Raw genomic sequence first — 19,442 nt, 5'->3', positions numbered from 1 at the left:
CTCGACGACGCCGAGGGGTTCGTGACGACCACCGCGGGGTACCTGGCCCTGTCGGCGCAATACGACTGTGCCGCCGGACCTCGGGGGCCGGGGACCCGGCTCCGACCACGTAGCCGGGTCCGCGGGCGCCGAAGTCACTCCGTTGGGTCCTTGCACCGTCCGATGTCGTGGGAACGCTCCAAGATCGTCCGGCGATTGTTGTGCGCCGTGAGAGCCGGATCCGAGGCCGCGACACCGGAGACTGACAGCACGTGGCGGCCGGATCACCTCCGCCGGTCCCCGAAGCCACCCTTCGAAAGGGACCTCACGTGACGCAGCGCACCATCGCCCCTCGTAGCCGCGGCTTTCTCTTCCTCGACTCCCACCCCGCCGGATGTGAGCGCGTCGTCGAGGACATGTGGTCCTCCGTCGCCGAAGCCCCGGACGCACCGACGGGGGAGGACCGGCCCGTCGCCCTCGTGATCGGCTCGTCCGCCGGATACGGACTCGCCGCCACCGTCGCCGGGCTCAAGCGGGCCGGCATCCGGGGCATCGCGGTCTGCTTCGAGAAGGGCCCCACCGAGCGGCGCACCGCGACGGCCGGCTGGTACCGCACCGCGGCCACCGCCCGCCTCGCCCGCGCGGCCGGCAGCGACATGGTCTTCCTCAACGGCGACGCCTTCGGCGACGCGATGAAGGACCAGGTCGCCGACCTGCTCGTGCGGCGGTTCGGCGGGCGCCTCGACCACCTGGTCTACTCGGTGGCCGCGCCACGGCGCACCGACCCCGACACCGGGACCACGTTCGCGTCGGTGCTCAAGCCGATCGGCGCGCCCCATCGCACCAAGACCCTCGTCTTCGACGCCGACGGCGCACCCGAGATCCGCGACGTCGAGACCGCGCCCGCCGAGGGCGACGACGTCGAGCAGACCGTCGCCGTCATGGGCGGCGCAGACTGGGAACGGTGGATCGAACGGCTCGCCGGCCGCGGCCTGCTCGCCGACGGCTTCAGCACCGTCGCGCTGTCGTACATCGGTTCCGCGCTCACCGCCGCGATCTACCGGCAGGGCACGATCGGCGCGGCCAAGGCCCACTTGGAGGCCACCGCCCGGCGTCTCGACGAACGCCTGGGCACGTCCGTCGGCGGCCGCGCCCTCACATCCGTCAACGGCGCCGCCGTCACGCAGTCCTCGACCGCCATCCCCGGCATCGCCTTGTACGTGGGCCTGTTGCGGGGCGTCCTCGGCGACCGGCTCGTCCCCCCGGCCGCGCAGCTCAGCGAGCTGTGGGACGGGCTCACCGGCGCGACCGGACTGCGCCTCGACGAGGGCCGCGTACGACTGGACACCTGGGAGCTCGACGACGCGGTCCAGGCCGCCGTCGCCGAGCGCTGGGACAAGGCCACCACCGGCACCATCGCCGGTCTCGCCGACCTCGGCTGGTTCAGCGCCGAGGTACGCCGCCTTTACGGCTTCGATGTGCACGGTGTCGACTACGAGCGCCCCGTCGAGACCGACGTCGAGTGGCCGGACACCGCCGTGTCCCAAGCTGACGCGCACACCCCGGCCCACGTGATCGCCACATGACAGGGGAACAGCCGTGAACGGCCCGCCCGGTCGGCGCGCGACGGCGACCGGGCGGACTCCGCTCCTCAGGTGACTTTCTCCAGGGTGCCCGTGGACTCCTCGGCGCCGCGGTGGAGCGTGCCCCCGGGGAGCATGATGAGGGACATGCCCAGAGCCAGACCCAGCGCGGGCAGCACGGGGAACCGCCCGTCGGGCGCGAAGCCCTGTACGGCGAAGCGGGCGAGCGCGGGGACGGCGGCGGTCAGGCCGAGCCACAGGAGCCAAGGGCGGCGCGGGGCGGCGTCCGGGCGAGTGCGTGCGAACAGGACCGCCAGCCCGCGCTCCAAGGGCCTCAACAGCCGGACGACACCGGTCAGCACGAGGCCGAGTACCAGCAGCCAGGGCACTCGCAGCGCCCACCACGACGGTGAGCCGAACGCGGGCTCGGGGGCGAGCCCGGTGAGGTAGAACGCGGCGGCGACGACCAGCACCGGCACCATGTGCCACAGGTAGAGGGTCATGCTGACCCCGCCCAACGGACGCACCAGCCGCCATACCCGTTCCTGCTCCAGCCACCGCCGCACCGCGGGGGCGATGAGCACACACAGCCCCACCTGTGCCACCGCCCAGGCCAGCATGGCGGCCGACGGCGGGTTGGTGTTGCTGGGGATCTGCCCGGTCACCAGGATCAGGCTGACCGGGAACGGCCCCGGGCCGACCAGTGCCGCGAAGGCCAGCCCGCCGCCCGCGGCCAGCGCCACGGGGGTCGCGCGGTGCCGGGTCAGCAGACCGTCCCGCCAACAGAAGCCGAGTTGGTAGGCGACTCCCCACACGAGGACGTAGTTGAGCAGGCCCAGGTACGGCGCGTTCTCGGTCACCACCAGGGCGTCGGCCGCGATGGCGGCCGCTGCCATGGCGAGCGGGGCGCGCAGTCCCCAGCGCCGGTGGGCCTCGCACAGCGCCGGCGTCAGAGCGCTCAGGATCAGGTACACGGGGAGGAACCAGAACTGCATGCCCATCGCCCAGCCCACCAGAGTGAGCGTGCCGGAATCCACGCCCGCCGCCGCGCAGATCGCGACGGCGAGGAGCACCAGACCGCTGTAGACGGCGGTCGGGAGCAGCAGTCGCAGGGCCCGTCGTCCCACCCACCCGGCGGCCGTACCCCCAGCGGCCTGGGCGCGCGACCAGGAGTCGACCGCCGATCGGCCTCCGGCGAGGAAGAAGAGCGGCATGATCTGGAAGCCGAGCGTCAGCCATTGGGTCCACGGAACGACGGCCAGCAGTTCCGGTGCGGTGATCCCGCCGTCGGGGCCCCGGACCAGCCCGGTGATCAGCCAGTGGCCGAGCACCACGAGAACGATCGCCCACGCACGGAGGAAGTCGACGTAGCGGTCTCTGCTCATGAGTCGTCATGCTGCCCTCGTCGCGGGCCGATTCTGCTTGCGGAGCCCAGGCCGCAACCAATCCGTGCCCGGTACGACATCACCACCGTCCGCACCGCGACCGGACTTTGTCCCGCGATCGGAAAAAGAGTGAGCAGATTCCTGCGCAACTTCTTCCCCCTTCGGGCAGCCGCTGCTACGTTCCCCTCGAAAGCCACACGGACAGGGCCGGCCGGTCGCCGGCCGCACATCCCCGCGCCACGGGGCAGGGGAGGGGAGGGGCGCGTGAGACGTATGACGGCTCGACCCGCCAATGCGCACCAGGTGCGGCTTCTGCGGCTGCTCCGTGACGGCGGGCCCAGCTCCCGTGCCCAGATGGGGGACGAGATCGGGCTCTCCCGTTCCAAGCTGGCGGTCGAGGTCGACCGCCTGCTGGAGACGGGCCTGGTGGTCTCCGACGGCCTCGCCGCCTCGCGCGGCGGCCGACGCTCGCACAACGTACGCCTCGCCCCGAGCCTGCGCTTCCTCGGTGTCGACATCGGCGCCACCTCCGTCGACGTCGCCGTCACCAACGCCGAGCTGGAGGTGCTCGGCCACCTCAACCATCCGATGGACGTCCGCGAGGGCCCGGTCGCCGTGTTCGAGCGGATCCTCGAAATGGCCGCCAAGCTCCAGGCCGCCGGTCTCGCCGAGGGGTTCGACGGCGCGGGGATCGGAGTGCCGGGACCGGTCCGCTACCCCGAGGGCGTTCCCGTCGCGCCGCCGATCATGCCCGGCTGGGACGGCTTCCCGGTCCGCGAGGCGCTCAGCCAGGAACTGGGCTGCCCCGTCATGGTCGACAACGACGTGAACCTGATGGCCATGGGGGAGCAGCACGCCGGAGTCGCCCGCTCCGCCGCGGACTTCCTCTGCGTCAAGATCGGTACGGGCATCGGCTGCGGCATCGTCGTGGGCGGTGAGGTCTACCGCGGGGCGACGGGCAGCGCCGGCGACATCGGCCACATCCAGGTCGAGGCCGGCGGACGACCCTGCGCCTGCGGCAACACCGGTTGCCTGGAAGCCCACTTCAGCGGGGCCGCGCTCGTCCTCGACGCCAAGGAGGCCGCCACCTCGGGGCGTTCGCCGGCGCTCGCGGCCCGGCTGGAGGCGGCCGGCCGGCTGTCCGCGGCCGACGTCGCCGCCGCGGCCTCGGCCGGTGACGCGGCCGCGCTGGAACTCATCCGCGAGGGCGGCAACCGCGTCGGACAGGTCATCGCGGGTCTCGTCAGCTTCTTCAACCCGGGACTCGTCGTGATCGGCGGCGGCGTCACCGGACTCGGCCACACCCTGCTCGCCAGCATCCGCAGCCAGGTCTACCGCCAGTCGCTGCCGCTGGCGACCGGCAACCTGCCCATCGTCCTGGGTGAACTGGGCCCCACCGCCGGTGTGATCGGCGCGGCCCGGCTCATCAGCGACCACGTCTTCTCCCCGGCCTGACAGAACCCCCACCGCCCGCCAGGCGCGACAACCGGCACTTCGGTAGCTCCCGTACCACCGGCACCACCGGCACCACCGAGTCATCAGCACCACGGCACCACGGCACAACTGGCTCCACTTGCACGCTCCGCACGCGCACGTGTACCCGCACCCGCCGAGGGGATCCGTCATGGCACCAGTACCACCGGCCCCGCCACCGCCGACCGCGGCATCGCTGCTCACGATGTCCGGCATCACCAAGTCCTTCCCCGGCGTCCGCGCCCTCGACGGCGTCGACCTGGACGTCCAGGCCGGCGAGGTGCACTGCCTCCTGGGCCAGAACGGCGCCGGGAAGTCCACACTCATCAAGGTGCTCGCCGGGGCCCACCAGCCCGACGACGGTGAGATCACCTGGCGCGGCGAACCCGTCTCGCTGAGGTCGCCCATCGCCGCCATGCGCCTCGGCATCGCCACCATCTACCAGGAACTCGACCTGGTGGAGGGCCTGTCCGTCGCCGAGAACGTCTTCCTCGGCCACGAACCCACCACCGCCGGGTTCGTGGTGCGCGGCCGCCAGGCGCGCCGCGAGGCCGAGATACTGCTGCGCCGCCTCGGCCATCCCGAGATCGATCCCGCCCGGCAGGTCGGCGAACTGTCCGCCGCCCAGCAGCAGATCGTCTCGATGGCCCGGGCGCTCTCCCACGACGTGCGGCTCATCGTGATGGACGAGCCGTCCGCCGCACTGGACCCGGAGGAGACCGACAACCTCCTCCGCATCGTCGCGCAGCTCACCGCCGAGGGTGTCGCCGTCGTCTACATCTCCCACCGGCTGGAGGAGATCCGCCGCATCGGCGACCGCGTCACCGTCCTCAAGGACGGCCGGGCGGTCGCGGGCGGACTGCCCGCGAAGTCGATGCCCACCCGCGACATCGTCGCCCTCATGACGGGCCGCGACGTGGAGTACGTCTTCCCCGAACGCCCGGCCGGTCCGCGCGAGGGCGCTCCCGTGCTGCGCGTCGAAGGACTCGCCCGCGAGGGGGAGTTCGCCCCTGTCGACCTCGAGGTCCGGCCCGGCGAGATCGTCGGGTTGGCCGGCCTCGTCGGCTCCGGGCGCTCGGAGATCCTGGAGACCGTCTACGGCGCGCGCAGACCCACCGCGGGCCGTGTCACCGTCGACGGCCATCCCCTCAAGCCCGGCAGCGTCCGCTCGGCGGTCCGCGCGGGACTGGGCATGGCGCCCGAGGAGCGCAAGGCACAGGCCCTGCTGATGCTGGAGTCGGTCACCCGCAATGTGTCGGTGTCCTCGCTCTCCCGCTTCTCCCGCGGCGGCTGGCTCGACCGCCGCGAGGAACGCCTGGCCGCCCAGAAGTCCACCCGCTCCCTGTCGTTGCGCCCCGACAACCCGGACGCCCGGGTCCGCACCCTGTCCGGCGGCAACCAGCAGAAGGCCGTGCTCGCCCGCTGGCTGCTGCGCGGCTGCCGTGTCCTGCTGCTCGACGAGCCGACCCGCGGCGTGGACGTGGGTGCCCGCGCCGAGTTGTACGCGGTCATCCGCCGGCTCGCCGACGAAGGGCTCGCCGTCCTCCTTGTCTCCAGCGAGGTGCCCGAGGTACTGGGTCTCGCCGACCGCGTACTGGTGCTCCGCGAGGGCCGCGTCGTGCACACGGCGCCCGCGCAGGAGCTGGACGAACACCGTGTACTCGACCTCGTCATGGAAGGGAGCCCGAGCTGATGACACAGCCCGCTTCCCAGGCCCCGCAGGCACCGCTGCCGCCCGCGGACGCGCCTCCCGCCGTCAAGGGCGGCCGGCGGCCGGCGGCCGGACTCCGTGCCGACGTGCGCAACCTCTCCCTGCTCGGCGTCCTCGCCGTGCTCATCGCCGTCGGCGGCATCACGCAGCCCGACTCGTTCCTCGACGTCTCCAACCTCCAACTGGTCCTGACCCAGGCGTCCGTCATCGGCGTCGTCACCGTCGGTATGACCTTCGTCATCACCAGTGGCGGCATCGACCTGTCCGTCGGCGCCATCGTCGCGCTGGCCTCGGTGTGGGCGACGACCGTCGCCACCCAGGAGTACGGCTTCGCGGGCATCCTCTTCACCGCGGTGCTCGTGGGCCTCGGCTGCGGTCTGGTCAACGGGGTGCTCATCGCGTACGGCGGCATGGTGCCGTTCATCGCGACCCTCGCGATGCTGGCATCGGCCCGCGGCCTGGCCCTCCAGCTCACGGACGGCAAGACGCAGATCGTCACCGAGAAGTCGGTGCTCGACCTAGGCGTCCCGGACTCCTACATCCTCGGCATCCCGCCGCTGGTCCTGGTCTTCGCCGCGGTCACCGTCATCGGCTGGCTGGTGCTGAACCGCACCACGTTCGGGCGGCGCACCGTCGCCGTCGGCGGCAACGCGGAGGCCACCCGGCTCGCCGGCATCGACGTCCGCCGCCAGCGGCTGTACCTCTACCTCCTGTCCGGGCTGTGCTGCGGGATCGCGGCCTTCCTGCTGATCATCCTGGCCGGGTCGGGTCAGAACACCAACGGCAATCTGTACGAACTCGACGCCATCGCCGCCGCGATCATCGGCGGGACGCTGCTCAGCGGCGGCCGCGGCACCATCGTCGGATCCGTCCTGGGCGTCCTGGTCTTCACCACCATCACCAACATCTTCGCCCTGAACAACCTGGAGAGCGCCGTCCAGCAGATCGCCAAGGGAGCGATCATCGTGGCCGCCGTCCTGGTCCAGCGCGGCACCGTGCGCGGCAGCGACAGCTGACGCGGGCGCACCGCCCCTTCCACACCGTTCCCGCCTCACCACCGGTCCCGCTCTTCGCGCCGGCTCTCGCAGCCGTCCCGTCTCCCGTTCCCGACCCACCTCACCGCCACGCACCCGCCCCGTGCGCACGAACCCAGGAGGGTTTCACCGCCATGCCAGAAAACCCGCTCACCAGCCGTCGAGGCCTGCTCTTCGGCGCCGCCGCCGTCTCCGCCGGCGTCGCCCTCACCGCCTGTACCAGCAACGAGCCGAAGAAGCAGGCGCCGGCCGCCACCAACGTCCCGTCCGCCGAGGACAAGCCCGGCACGCCCGTCACCATCGGCTTCGCCGGTCCCCAGGCCGACCACGGCTGGCTCAACGCCATCAACCAGAACGCCAAGGACCGCGCGGCGACGTACTCCGACGTGACCCTGGAGATCACCGAGGGGTCCAACGACACCGCCGCCCAGATCGGCCAGGTCCAGACGCTGATCAACAAGAAGGTCGACGTGCTGGTGATCCTGCCGGCCGACGGCAAGGCGCTGACCCAGGTGGGCCTGCAGGCCATGAAGGCCGGCATCCCGGTGATCAACCTGGACCGGATCTTCGCCTCCCCGCAGGCGTACCGCTGCTGGATCGGCGGCGACAACTACGGCATGGGCCTCAACGCCGGCAACTACATCGGCGAGCAGCTCAAGGACAAGTCCGACGCGAAGGTGATCGAGCTCGCGGGGCTGGACAACCTGGAGCTGACCCGGCAGCGCACGCAGGGCTTCGACGACGCCCTGAAGAACTACCCCAACATCAAGAAGGTCGCCCGCCAGGCGGCCGAGTTCACCGTGGAGTCCGGCCAGGCCAAGATGGCTCAGCTGCTCCAGGCACAGAAGCAGTTCGACGCGGTGTGGAACCACGACGACGACCAGGGCGTGGGCGCGCTGCGCGCCATCGCGCAGGCCGGCCGGGAGGACTTCCTCATGGTCGGCGGCGCGGGCGCCAAGTCGGCCATGGACGCCATCAAGGCCGACGACGGCGTGCTGAAGGCCACCGTGCTCTACCCGCCGACCATGGCCGCGTCCGCCATCGACCTGGCCAGGACCCTCGGCCAGAAGAAGGGCGTCGGCGGACTCGCCGAGCTGGAGATCCCCGCCTCGATCACCCTCTACTCGGCCGTCGTCACCAAGGCGAACGTCGACCAGTACCTGCCGACGGGCTTCAACTGATCGAGGCCCCCGCCCCGCCCGAACCGAGCAACCGATGAGGAGCAAGGCATGGCTGGTACAGCCGATAACGAGACCCGTGACGCGGAGGCCGCTGTGCCGGCGCTCGGCATCGGGATGGTCGGCTACGCGTTCATGGGCGCTGCCCACTCCCAGGCGTGGCGCACCGTGGGCCGCGTCTTCGACCTGCCGGTGCGGCCGGTCCTGGCCGCGATCGGCGGCCGGGACGCGGCGGCGGTACGGGCCGCGGCTGCCCAGCACGGGTGGGCCGCCGCGGAGACGGACTGGCGGGCTCTGATCGCCCGCGACGACGTCCAGCTCGTGGACGTGTGCACCCCCGGGGACAGTCACGCCGAGATCGCCATCGCGGCGCTGGAGGCGGGCAAGCACGTCCTGTGCGAGAAGCCGCTGGCCAATTCGGTCGCCGAGGCCGAGGCCATGGCCGTGGCGGCCGACCTGGCGGCCGCTCGCGGCCAGGTGGCCATGGTCGGCTTCAACTACCGGCGGCTGCCGGCGGCGGCGTACGCCCGCAGGCTCGTGGCCGAGGGCAGGCTCGGCACGATCCGCCATGTAAGGGTCACGTACCTGCAGGACTGGCTCGTCGACCCGGACTTCCCGCTGACCTGGCGGCTGAAGCGCGAGTACGCCGGCTCCGGCGCCCTCGGCGACCTCGGCGCGCACGCCGTGGACCTCGCGCAGTACCTGGCGGGGGAGCCCCTGGTCGGTGTCTCGGCGCTCACCGAGACGTTCGTGCGGGAACGGCCGCTGCTCGCCGGGGTGTCGTCGGGCCTGTCGGGCTCGGCCGGCGGCGCCGAGCGGGGGCCGGTCACCGTCGACGACGCCGCACTGTTCACCGGGCGCCTCGCCTCGGGGGCGCTCGCCAACTTCGAGGCCACGCGCATGGCCTCGGGCCGCAAGAACGCCCTGCGGCTGGAGATCAACGGCGAACACGGATCGCTCGCCTTCGACCTGGAGCGACTGAACGAGCTGTTCTTCCACGACCACACCGAGCCCGCCTCCACGGCCGGCTTCCGGCGGATCCTGGTGACCGAGCCGGACCATCCGTACCTGGAGGCGTGGTGGCCGCCGGGCCACGCCCTGGGCTACGAGCACACCTTCACGCACCAGGCGCGCGACCTGGTGCTCGCCGTCGCGGAGGGCACCACCCCCGCGCCGACGTTCGCCGACGGGCTGCAAGTGCAGCGGGTGCTGGCGGCCGTGGAGGAGAGCGCCGAGAAGAACGCCGTCTACACCCCCGTCCCCGCCTGACCGCGTACGTTTCGAGGAGGTCCCCGCCGTGCCACGTCCCTTCACCCTTTTCACCGGCCAATGGGCCGACCTGCCCCTGGAGGAGGTCTGCCGGCTCGCCCGCGACTTCGGTTACGACGGGCTCGAACTCGCCTGCTGGGGCGACCATTTCGAGGTCGACAAGGCCCTCGCCGACCCCGGGTACCTGGACGGGCGGCGGGCGCTGCTCGACAAGTACGGACTCAAGTGCTGGGCCGTCTCCAACCATCTGGTGGGTCAGGCGGTCTGCGACAACCCGATCGACGAGCGCCACCAGGCGATCGTGCCCGCCAGGATCTGGGGCGACGGCGAACCCGAGGGCGTCCGGCAGCGGGCGGCCCGCGAGCTGGCCGACACCGCCCGCGCGGCGGCGGCCTTCGGGGTGCGTACCGTCATCGGATTCACCGGCTCGTCGATCTGGCACCTCGTCGCCATGTTCCCGCCGGTTCCCGAGCGGATGATCGAGCGCGGCTACGAGGACTTCGCCGAGCGGTGGAACCCGATCCTGGACGTCTTCGACGCCGAAGGGGTCCGCTTCGCCCACGAGGTCCACCCCGCCGAGATCGCCTACGACTACTGGACCACGCACCGCGCGATGGAGGCGGTCGGCCACCGGCCGGCGTTCGGGCTGAACTTCGACCCGAGCCACTTCGTGTGGCAGGACCTCGACCCGGTCGGGTTCCTGTGGGACTTCAAGGACCGCATCTACCACGTCGACTGCAAGGAGGCCCGCAAGCGGCTCGACGGCCGCAACGGGCGGCTCGGCTCCCACCTGCCGTGGGGCGACCCGCGGCGGGGCTGGGACTTCGTGTCGGCCGGACACGGCGACGTGCCGTGGGAGGACGTGTTCCGGATGCTCCGCTCGATCGGATACGACGGCCCGGTCTCGGTGGAGTGGGAGGACGCCGGGATGGACCGTCTCGCCGGCGCCCCGGAAGCGCTCTCTCTGCTGAAGAGGTATGACTTCGACCCGCCGGCGGCCTCCTTCGACGCCGCCTTCGGAGGCCGCGACTAGCCCCTTTCCCCAGCTCGGCAAGGCAGGAACCCACAGCCCGGCGGCAGTGCCGCCGGGCCTGTCGGGCTGCCCGGACGCGGCTTTGTCCTGACGCGGGAGAAAGTTCAACTTATCTGCCACGCAAGGGCTTTCGGTCTCGGACGAACCCGGCTACCGTCCCTGAGGTGTACAGGACACGGGCCCGAAACATGAGGCCGGTCCTGACCGAGTGACCCGACCAGCGTGACGGCGCACGCCGGTCCCCGGGAAATACCGCACGGCAGCACCATCCGCCCGTACGACCGTTCCTCCGGAGGACACACGTGCACAGACAACGGCCCGGAGCACACCGTTCCCGTATCCGACAGGGATTAGCGCTCCTCACCGGCAGCCTCCTCGCGGCGACCTCCCTCGTCGTCGCGGCCCCCTCGGGGGCGTTCGCCAAGTCGCTCGACAACGAGCCCGCCGCCGCCGCGGCGGAGCAGTTCCAGCAGATCACCCTCGCCAAGGGGGAACCCGAGACCGGCGAGCCCATGTCGCTCGCCGTCCTGCCCGACCGCAGCGTGCTGCACACCTCGCGCGACGGCGAGCTGCGCAGGACCGACGCCGCCGGCACCACCACGGTGATCGGGACCGTCCCCGTCTACACCCACGACGAGGAGGGTCTCCAGGGCGTCGGCATCGACCCGGCCTTCAGCCAGAACCGGGCGATCTACCTCTACTACGCGCCCCCGCTCGACACCCCCGCCGGCGACGCCCCCGACCAGGGGACCGCCGAGGACTTCGCCAAGTTCGACGGCGTCAACCGGCTCTCCCGGTTCACCCTCAAGGCGGACTGGACCCTCGACAACGCCAGCGAGAAGAAGGTCCTCGACGTCGCCACGACCCGCGGCATCTGCTGCCACGTCGGCGGCGACATCGACTTCGACGCCCAGGGCAACCTGTACCTGTCCACCGGCGACGACTCCAACCCGTTCGCCTCCGACGGCTTCGCGCCCATCGACGACCGGCCGGGCCGCAACCCCGCCTACGACGCCCGCCGCACCTCCGGCAACACCAACGACCTGCGCGGCAAGCTGCTGCGCATCAAGGTCGCCGACGACGGGTCGTACACGATTCCCGAGGGCAACCTCTTCGCCCCGGGCACGGACAAGACCCGGCCCGAGATCTACGCCATGGGCTTCCGCAACCCGTTCCGCTTCAGCGTCGACAAGAAGACCGGCATCGCCTACGTCGGCGACTACGGTCCCGACGCGGGGGCGGCCGACCCCAAGCGCGGCCCCGGCGGCCAGGTCGAGTTCGCCCGTGTGACGCAGGCCGGCAACTTCGGCTGGCCCTTCTGCACCGGGAACAACGACCCGTACGTCGACTACGACTTCGCGACCGGGCAGTCCGGAACGACCTTCGACTGCGCCGCGCCGAAGAACGACTCGCCGTACAACACCGGCCTCACCGACCTGCCGCCCGCGCAGGCGGCTTGGATCCCCTACGACGGCGGTTCCGTGCCCGAGTTCGGCAGCGGCTCGGAGTCCCCGATGGGCGGCCCGGTCTACCGTTACGACCCGGACCTGGACTCCCCGGTGAAGTTCCCCGAGGCGTACGACGGCGACTTCTTCGCGGGCGAGTTCGGGCGTCGCTGGATCAAGCGCATCGAGCAGGGTGAGGACGGCACCGTCCAGTCCATCAACCCCGTCGCCTGGTCCGGTACGCAGATCATGGACATGGCGTTCGGCCCGGACGGCGCGCTCTACGTCCTCGACTACGGCACCGCCTGGTTCGGCGGCGACGAGCACTCCGGCCTGTACCGGATCGAGAACGCCACCGACGGCCGCTCCCCGAGCGCCGAGGCCTCCGCGAACAAGACCTCCGGCACCGCGCCGCTGAAGGTCAGCTTCTCCTCGGCCGGCACCACCGACCCCGACGGTGACGTCCTCACCTACGCCTGGGACTTCGGTGACGGCGGCACCTCCACCGCGGCCGACCCCGCGCACACCTACCGCACGAACGGCACGTACACCGCGACCGTCACCGTGAAGGACCCGACCGGCCGCACCGCGTCCGCCAGTGTCCGGGTGGTCGTCGGCAACACCGCGCCCAAGGTGACGCTCGACCTGCCCGCCGAGGGCGCCCTGTTCAGCTTCGGCGACGAGATCCCGTTCAAGGTGACCGTCACCGACCCCGAGGACAAGACCATCGACTGCTCCAAGGTCAAGGTCACCTACGTCCTCGGCCACGACAGCCACGGCCACCCCGTGACCTCCGTCAACGGCTGCTCCGGCAGCATCAAGACCTCCGCCGACGGCGGCCACGACCCCAACGCCAACATCTTCGGCGTCATCGACGCCGAGTACACCGACGGCGGGGGCGGCGGCCAGGAGGCGCTCACCGCCCACGACCAGGCGCAGCTCCAGCCGCGCCACCGGCAGGCCGAGCACTTCACGGCCTCCGCGGGTGTCGACCTGTTCGACAAGGCCGAGGCCCACGGCGGACGGACCGTCGGCAACATCGACAACGGCGACTGGATCGCCTTCAAGCCCTACAACCTCACCGGCTCCGTCCGGCTGACAGCCCGGACCTCCTCCGGCGGCTCCGGCGGCTTCCTCGAGGTGCGCACCGGCTCGGCCACCGGCCCGATCCTCGGCTCGGCGCCCGTGCCCGTCACCGGCAGCTGGGAGACCTTCCAGGAGATCGACGTGCCGCTGCGCGCGGTGCCGAAGAAGACCACCGAGCTCTTCCTGGTCTTCAAGGGCGGAGCCGGGGCGCTCTACGACCTCGACGACTTCGAACTCTCCAGCACGCCGGCCGACCGCGCCGCCAAGCGGGTCCTGGTCTTCTCCAAGACCGCCGGCTTCCGCCACGACTCCATCCCGACCGGGGTCGCCGCACTGAAGGAGCTCGGCGCCTCCGCCAACATCACCGTCGACGCGACGGAGGAACCGAAGCAGTTCACCTCCAACAACCTGGCGCGCTACGACGCGGTGGTCTTCCTGTCGACCACCGGTGACGTGCTCAACGCCGAGCAGCAGCAGGCGTTCGAGAACTACGTCAAGGGCGGGGGCGGCTACATGGGCGTCCACGCCGCCGCCGACACCGAGTACGACTGGGCCTTCTACGGCGGCCTCGTCGGCGCCTACTTCCAGGGGCACCCGCAGATCCAGAAGGCCACCGTCCGCGCCGAGGACCACGACCACCCCGCCACCTCGCACCTCGGCGAGGCCGGCTGGGAGCGCACCGACGAGTGGTACAACTACCGCACCAACCCGCGCGGCCAGGCCCATGTCCTGGCCACCCTGGACGAGACCACCTACCAGGGCGGCACGATGAAGGGCGACCACCCGATCGCGTGGTGCCAGGCCTACCAGTCCGGCCGCTCCTTCTACACCGGTCTCGGGCACACCAAGGAGTCCTACGCCGAGCCGGCCTTCCGCCAGCACCTCCTGGGCGGACTGCGCTACGCCGCGGGCCAGGTCAAGGCCGACTGCAAGCCGCAGACCGGCTACCGGGACCTGTTCAACGGGCACACCCTGGAGGGCTGGAAGCAGGCGGGCCCCGGCAAGTTCAACGTCGTCGACGGTGAACTGCGCACCGAGGGCGGACTGGGCCTGCTGTGGTACCAGGCCAAGCAGTTCGGCTCGTACTCGCTGAAGCTCGACTGGAAGATGGACGGCGACGACAACTCCGGTGTCTTCGTGGGCTTCCCGGCCTCCGACGACCCGTGGTCCGCGGTGGACAAGGGCTATGAGGTCCAGATCGACGCCACGGACGCCGCCGACCGCACCACCGGCTCCGTCTACAGCTTCAAGTCGGCCAACCTCAAGGCCCGCGACCAGGTGCTGCGGCCTCCGGGCCAGTGGAACAGCTACGAGATCAAGGTCCAGGGTGAGCGGCTCCAGGTCTTCCTCAACGGAGTCAAGATCAACGACTTCACCAACACCGACCCGGCCCGCAGTCTGAAGGACGGCTACATCGGCCTGCAGAACCACGGGGCCGACGACCAGGTGTCCTTCCGCAACGTCCAGATCAAGGAGCTGCCCGCGTCCTAGGGCAGTCCCTGCCGGCACCCCAGGCCCCGGCGCGGGGCGGTGAGAGGCCGGGCCCCCGCCCGCCGCCCCCACCCCACGCAGCAGGGAGAGGCAGCCGTGACGAATCCGCACGACCAGGCACTGGACCGCTCGTCGGCCGACCGCACCGGAGTGTGGCTCATCGGAGCCCGCGGCTCTGTCGCCACCACCGCCGTCGCCGGATGCGCGGCGGTCACCGCCGGGCTCCACCCGGCGACGGGCATGGTGACCGAGACCCCACCCTTCGCTGAGGCCGGCCTGCCGGCGCTGTCCACCCTGGTCTTCGGCGGGCACGACACGGCTGCCTGCCCGCTGGGCAAGCGGGCCGAACTCCTCGCGGAGGGCGGCGTACTCCCGCACGGCCTGCCGTCCGCGCTCCACACCGAACTCACCGCCGCCGACCAGGAGATCCGCACCGGCGGCCCCCTCCCCGGTGACACCCGCGACGACGAGGAACTGATCGCGGCGTTCGCGGCGGACATCGCTTCCTTCACCCGCCGGCACGCCCTGAGCCGGACCGTGGTCGTCAACGTCGCCTCCACCGAACCCGTGCCCGAACCCGGCAGCACGCGCCTTCCGGCGAGCTCCCTGTACGCCGCCGCTGCGATCGAAGCGGGCTGCCCGTACGTGAACTTCACCCCCTCCACCGGGATCCGGACCGCGGCCCTCGCAGACGCGGCCTCCGCCCGAGGGCTTCCGTACGCCGGCCGGGACGGGAAGACCGGGCAGACCCTGCTCCGCTCCGTCCTCGCCCCGATGTTCGTGCAGCGTGCGCTCCCGGTGCGGGCATGGTCCGGCACCAACCTGCTCGGCGGCGGCGACGGGGCGGCACTCGCGGACCCCGCGGCGGCCGCGGCCAAGAACGCCGGGAAGGAACGCGTCCTCGCCGACATCCTCGGCGGCGCCCCCGAAGGCGAGGTGCACATCGACGACGTGCCGGCCCTCGGCGACTGGAAGACCGCCTGGGACCACGTCGCCTTCGACGGATTCCTCGGCACCCGCATGGTCCTGCAGACCACATGGCAGGGCTGCGACTCCGCCCTCGCGGCGCCCCTCGTCCTCGACCTCGCCCGACTTGCCGCGCGCGCCCACGAAGCCGGACTGACCGGCCCCCTGCCCGAGCTCGCCTTCTACTTCAAGGACCCCGACCCCGGCGCCCCTTCAGCGCTCGCCGACCAGTACGCCATGCTCGTCGCCCTCGCCGCCAGGCTGGGGGAGTCCCGGTGACTCCCCTGCGGGGCGGGCGGGTTGTCCTGACCGCCGTGATCGCCCTCGCTGTCCGCGGGGCCGCGCGCACGGCGCCGCGGGTGGCGAAGGAGCCCTCCACCCCGGGCGGGCACGGGAAAGCGTGCGACGACCTCCGGCAGGCGAACGGCGAACCGACGCCCGATGCCCCGGCACGGGCCGCACGGTTGTGGGCCTGGGCCGAACTGCTGCGCATATCGGCCCTGTTCACGGTGCCCGGTGACGCCCTCGCAGGTGCGGCCGCCACCGGGACGCGCCCGCATCGCGGGACGTTCCTCGCCGTCGGCACGTCGCTGTGCCTGTACCACGCGGGCATGGCCCTCAACGACTACGCCGACCGCGACGAGGACGCCGTCGACCGCCCCCACCGCCCCATCCCGTCGGGCCGGATCACCCCCACTGCGGCCCTGACGGCGGCGGGAGCGCTCACCCTGGCCGGACTGGCGCTCGCCCGTCGTGCGGGGCCCGCCCCGCTGGTCGCCGCCACGGCCCTGGCGGCGACGGTCTGGTCCTACGACCTGGGTCTGAAGCACACGCCCGCCGGCCCGGCCGCCATGGCCTCCGCCCGCGCCCTGGACCTCCTCCTCGGCGCGACGGCCACCCGCCCCCGCGCGCTCGCCACCGCCCTGCCCCACGCGGGACTGCTCGGCGCCCACACCTACGCCGTCACGTCGGTGTCCCGTCACGAGACGCAAGGCGGCTCCACCGCGGCTCCGCTGGCGGCGGTGGCCGTCACCGCGGGCATCGCCACCATCACCGGCGGGGGCGCCGCCGCTCTGCGTTCACTCCGCGCGTCCCGGCGGTCCCGGCCCGACGCGGCCCTCCCCGCGTCCGCGCTCCGGCACTCCCCGGCCCGCGCACTCGGCCGCGGCCGGGCGGCCCCGCCGCCGCGGCCCGCCCGGCCGGCGACCGGACAACCGGCCATCCCGCTCCGAGCCGTCGCCGCCTTGGCGGCGGCCTCCTACGCCGGTACCGCCCTCACCCCCCTCCTTCACGCCGCCCTCAATCCCTCCCCGCAGCTGACCCAACGGGGAGTCGGCGCCGGAATCCGCGCCATGATCCCGCTGCAGGCGGCCCTGGCCGCCCGCGCGGGCGCCGGCACCACCGCTCTGGCGGTCCTCGCGCTCGGACCTCTGGCCCGGCGGCTGGCCCGGAAGGTGAGCCCCACATGACCCTGCGCCTCGGCTACGGAACCAACGGCCTCACCGACCTCCGTCTCGACGACGCGCTCGCCCTCCTCGCCGACCTCGGCTACGACGGCGTCGGACTCACCCTCGACCACATGCACCTGGACCCCCTCGCGCCCGATCTCGCCGGCCGCACCCGCCGCCTCGCGGGGCGCCTGGACCGGCTCGGCCTCCAGGTCACCGTCGAGACCGGGGCCCGCTACGTGCTCGACCCGCGGCGCAAACACGGCCCCTCCCTCCTCGACCCGGATCCCGGCGCCCGCGCCGCCCGGACCCGGCTCCTCGTGCGTTCCGTGCAGGTCGCCGCGGATCTCGGCGCGCACGCCCTGCACTGCTTCAGCGGCATCACCCCCGACGGCACCTCGCCGGCCACCGCCTGGCAGCGCCTCGAATCCGCCCTCACCCCCGTTCTGGACGCCGCCGCCACCGCCGACGTCCCGCTCGCCGTCGAACCCGAGCCGGGCCACCTCCTCGCGACGTTGGAGGACTTCCACCACCTGCGCGCACTCCTCGGCGACCCCGGACCGCTCGGCCTCACGCTTGACATCGGCCACTGCCAATGCCTCGAGCCCGACGCCCCGGCCGACTGCGTCACACAGGCCGCACCCTGGCTGCGGCACGTCCAGATCGAGGACATGCGCCGCGGCGTCCACGAACACCTCCCCTTCGGTGAGGGCGAGATCGACTTCCCGCCCGTCCTCCGGGCCCTCGCGGCCACCGGCTACCAGGGCCTGACCGTCGTCGAACTGCCCCGCCACTCCCACGCGGGACCCGAACTCGCCCGCACCTCCCTCGACTTCCTGCGCTCCCACGCCCCCACGATCGGAGCAACGGCATGACCTCATCCACCCCCATCCCCACCCGTGAGGACCTCCGCGACCGGCTCGGCGACACAGCCCGCACCTGGCTCGACGCGGCCCTCGCCGACGCCGCCGACAGCGCCACTCCGTCCCAGGACACCCTCGGCCCGAGGCGCTCCGTCGCACCCTGGGAACTGAGCTTCGCCTCAGCGGGCCGTCACTGCGGCCAGGACCAGGCCGACGCCGTCCGCGTCCTCCTGCTGCGCGAGGCGCACCCCGACGCCGTGGCGCTGACCCGGCTGTACCGGCAGGGCACCGCTGCGGAGCGCCGGGCGATCCTCCTCGTGCTGCCCCACCTCGCTCCCGATCCCGCGGACGGTCTGCCCCTTGTCGAGGACGCGCTGCGCACCAACGACACCCGGCTGGTGGCCGCCGCCGTCGGCCCGTACGCCGCCGAGCACCTCGACCCGCACACCTGGCGTCAGGCCCTCCTGAAGTGCCTGTTCACCGGAGTCCCCGTGGACGCGGCCGCCCGGCTCGAAGACCGCGCCAGAGGCGACGCGGAACTGGCCCGCATGCTCGGCGACTACGCCGCCGAGCGCACCGCCGCGGGCCGGCCCGTCCCCGCCGACCTCCACCGCCTCCTCGCCCTGACCTCCCCGACGGAGCAGCCCTGATGCGCATCTTCGACCCCCACATCCACATGACCTCCCGCACCACGGACGACTACCAGGCCATGTACGACGCCGGTGTCCGAGCCCTGGTCGAACCCTCCTTCTGGCTGGGTCAGCCCCGCACCTCGCCGGACTCCTTCTCCGACTACTTCGACTCCCTCCTCGGCTGGGAACCCTTCCGGGCCGCGCAGTACGGCATCGCCCACCACTGCACCATCGCCCTGAACCCCAAGGAGGCCAACGACCCGCGCTGCACACCCGTCCTGGACCTCCTGCCCCGCTACCTCGTCAAGGACAACGTCGTCGCGGTCGGCGAGATCGGCTACGACTCCATGACCCCCGCCGAGGACACGGCGCTGGCCGCCCAGCTCCAGCTCGCCGCCGAGCACGGACTGCCCGCCCTCGTGCACACCCCGCACCGCGACAAGCTCGCCGGGATGCGCCGCACGATCGACGTCGTCCGCGAGTCGGCGCTCGATCCCGAACACGTCCTCCTGGACCACCTCAACGAGACCACCGTCAAGGAGGCCGCCGACAGCGGCTGCTGGCTCGGCTTCTCCGTCTACCCCGACACCAAGATGGACGAGGACCGCATGGTCGCCGTGCTGAAGGCCCACGGTACGGAGAAGATGCTTGTCAACTCCGCGGCCGACTGGGGCAAGAGCGACCCCCTCAAGACGCGCCGCACCGCCGACGCCATGCTCGCCGCCGGCTTCAGCGACGACGACGTCGACCAGGTTCTGTGGCGCAACCCCGTGGCCTTCTACGGCCGCAGCGGCAGACTCCACCTGGACGCCCCCGCGACCGGGGCCCTTCACGAGGGGAACTCCCTCCTCCGCGGCGGGGAATGA

The 19,442-nt window shown here is 72.2% G+C and carries 14 protein-coding genes; 13 read left to right on the top strand and 1 reads right to left on the bottom strand.

Annotation, left to right across the window (positions count from 1 at the left end; all coding sequences use genetic code 11):
• Window positions 1–308: 308 nt before the first annotated feature.
• Complete coding sequence (gene fabV / locus ACFWVC_RS20690) at window positions 309–1,565, top strand: enoyl-[acyl-carrier-protein] reductase FabV (protein ID WP_384287708.1); 1,257 nt, start codon at window positions 309–311, stop codon at window positions 1,563–1,565.
• A 65-nt stretch (window positions 1,566–1,630) separates the two neighbouring features.
• On the opposite strand, the gene ACFWVC_RS20685 is transcribed toward fabV, so the two are convergent.
• Entirely contained in the window at window positions 1,631–2,947 is a 1,317-nt protein-coding gene (locus tag ACFWVC_RS20685; RefSeq protein ID WP_384287706.1) for an acyltransferase, read from the bottom strand.
• Between the two features lie 273 nt (window positions 2,948–3,220).
• Between ACFWVC_RS20685 and ACFWVC_RS20680 the strand changes: the two genes are divergently transcribed.
• From ACFWVC_RS20680 to ACFWVC_RS20625, 12 genes are all read left to right on the top strand, one after another.
• Window positions 3,221–4,402 (top strand): ROK family protein, encoded by a 1,182-nt coding sequence (locus tag ACFWVC_RS20680; protein WP_384287704.1) that lies wholly within the window; start codon window positions 3,221–3,223, stop codon window positions 4,400–4,402.
• Between the two features lie 169 nt (window positions 4,403–4,571).
• Window positions 4,572–6,113, top strand: coding sequence for a sugar ABC transporter ATP-binding protein (locus ACFWVC_RS20675; RefSeq protein WP_384287701.1), 1,542 nt, complete (start codon window positions 4,572–4,574; stop codon window positions 6,111–6,113).
• A complete protein-coding gene (locus ACFWVC_RS20670) occupies window positions 6,113–7,147 on the top strand; it encodes an ABC transporter permease (RefSeq protein ID WP_384287699.1) in 1,035 nt (344 codons plus the stop codon). The genes ACFWVC_RS20675 and ACFWVC_RS20670 overlap by 1 nt, the downstream gene beginning before the upstream one ends.
• A gap of 152 nt (window positions 7,148–7,299) precedes the next feature.
• Entirely contained in the window at window positions 7,300–8,346 is a 1,047-nt protein-coding gene (locus tag ACFWVC_RS20665) for a substrate-binding domain-containing protein (RefSeq protein ID WP_384287696.1), read from the top strand.
• Between the two features lie 48 nt (window positions 8,347–8,394).
• Window positions 8,395–9,612, top strand: coding sequence for a Gfo/Idh/MocA family protein (locus ACFWVC_RS20660; protein ID WP_384287694.1), 1,218 nt, complete (start codon window positions 8,395–8,397; stop codon window positions 9,610–9,612).
• Window positions 9,613–9,640: 28 nt separating this feature from the next.
• On the top strand, window positions 9,641–10,645 hold the full coding sequence (locus tag ACFWVC_RS20655; protein ID WP_384287692.1) for a sugar phosphate isomerase/epimerase family protein: 1,005 nt from the start codon (window positions 9,641–9,643) through the stop codon (window positions 10,643–10,645).
• A 302-nt stretch (window positions 10,646–10,947) separates the two neighbouring features.
• Window positions 10,948–14,667: a ThuA domain-containing protein gene (locus ACFWVC_RS20650; protein ID WP_384287690.1), complete on the top strand. Its 3,720-nt coding sequence runs from the start codon at window positions 10,948–10,950 to the stop codon at window positions 14,665–14,667.
• Window positions 14,668–14,763: 96 nt separating this feature from the next.
• Window positions 14,764–15,912, top strand: coding sequence for an inositol-3-phosphate synthase (locus tag ACFWVC_RS20645; protein WP_384287688.1), 1,149 nt, complete (start codon window positions 14,764–14,766; stop codon window positions 15,910–15,912).
• Window positions 15,913–15,947: 35 nt separating this feature from the next.
• Window positions 15,948–17,102, top strand: a complete 1,155-nt coding sequence (locus ACFWVC_RS20640; protein WP_384287686.1) for an SCO3242 family prenyltransferase — start codon at window positions 15,948–15,950, stop codon at window positions 17,100–17,102.
• Window positions 17,099–17,956: a sugar phosphate isomerase/epimerase family protein gene (locus ACFWVC_RS20635; RefSeq protein ID WP_384287684.1), complete on the top strand. Its 858-nt coding sequence runs from the start codon at window positions 17,099–17,101 to the stop codon at window positions 17,954–17,956. The genes ACFWVC_RS20640 and ACFWVC_RS20635 overlap by 4 nt, the downstream gene beginning before the upstream one ends.
• Window positions 17,953–18,594 carry an EboA domain-containing protein gene (locus ACFWVC_RS20630; RefSeq protein ID WP_384287682.1) on the top strand — a complete coding sequence of 214 codons (642 nt, stop codon included), beginning with the start codon at window positions 17,953–17,955 and terminating at the stop codon, window positions 18,592–18,594. The genes ACFWVC_RS20635 and ACFWVC_RS20630 overlap by 4 nt, the downstream gene beginning before the upstream one ends.
• Entirely contained in the window at window positions 18,594–19,442 is an 849-nt protein-coding gene (locus ACFWVC_RS20625) for a TatD family hydrolase (RefSeq protein WP_384287679.1), read from the top strand. Before ACFWVC_RS20630 ends, ACFWVC_RS20625 begins: the two co-directional genes overlap by 1 nt.

Source organism: Streptomyces sp. NPDC058691 (assembly GCF_042714775.1).
In the GTDB taxonomy this organism is placed as follows: domain Bacteria; phylum Actinomycetota; class Actinomycetes; order Streptomycetales; family Streptomycetaceae; genus Actinacidiphila.
Note: the sequence above shows the minus strand (reverse complement) of the source record. Positions and strands in the feature narration are given on the sequence as shown.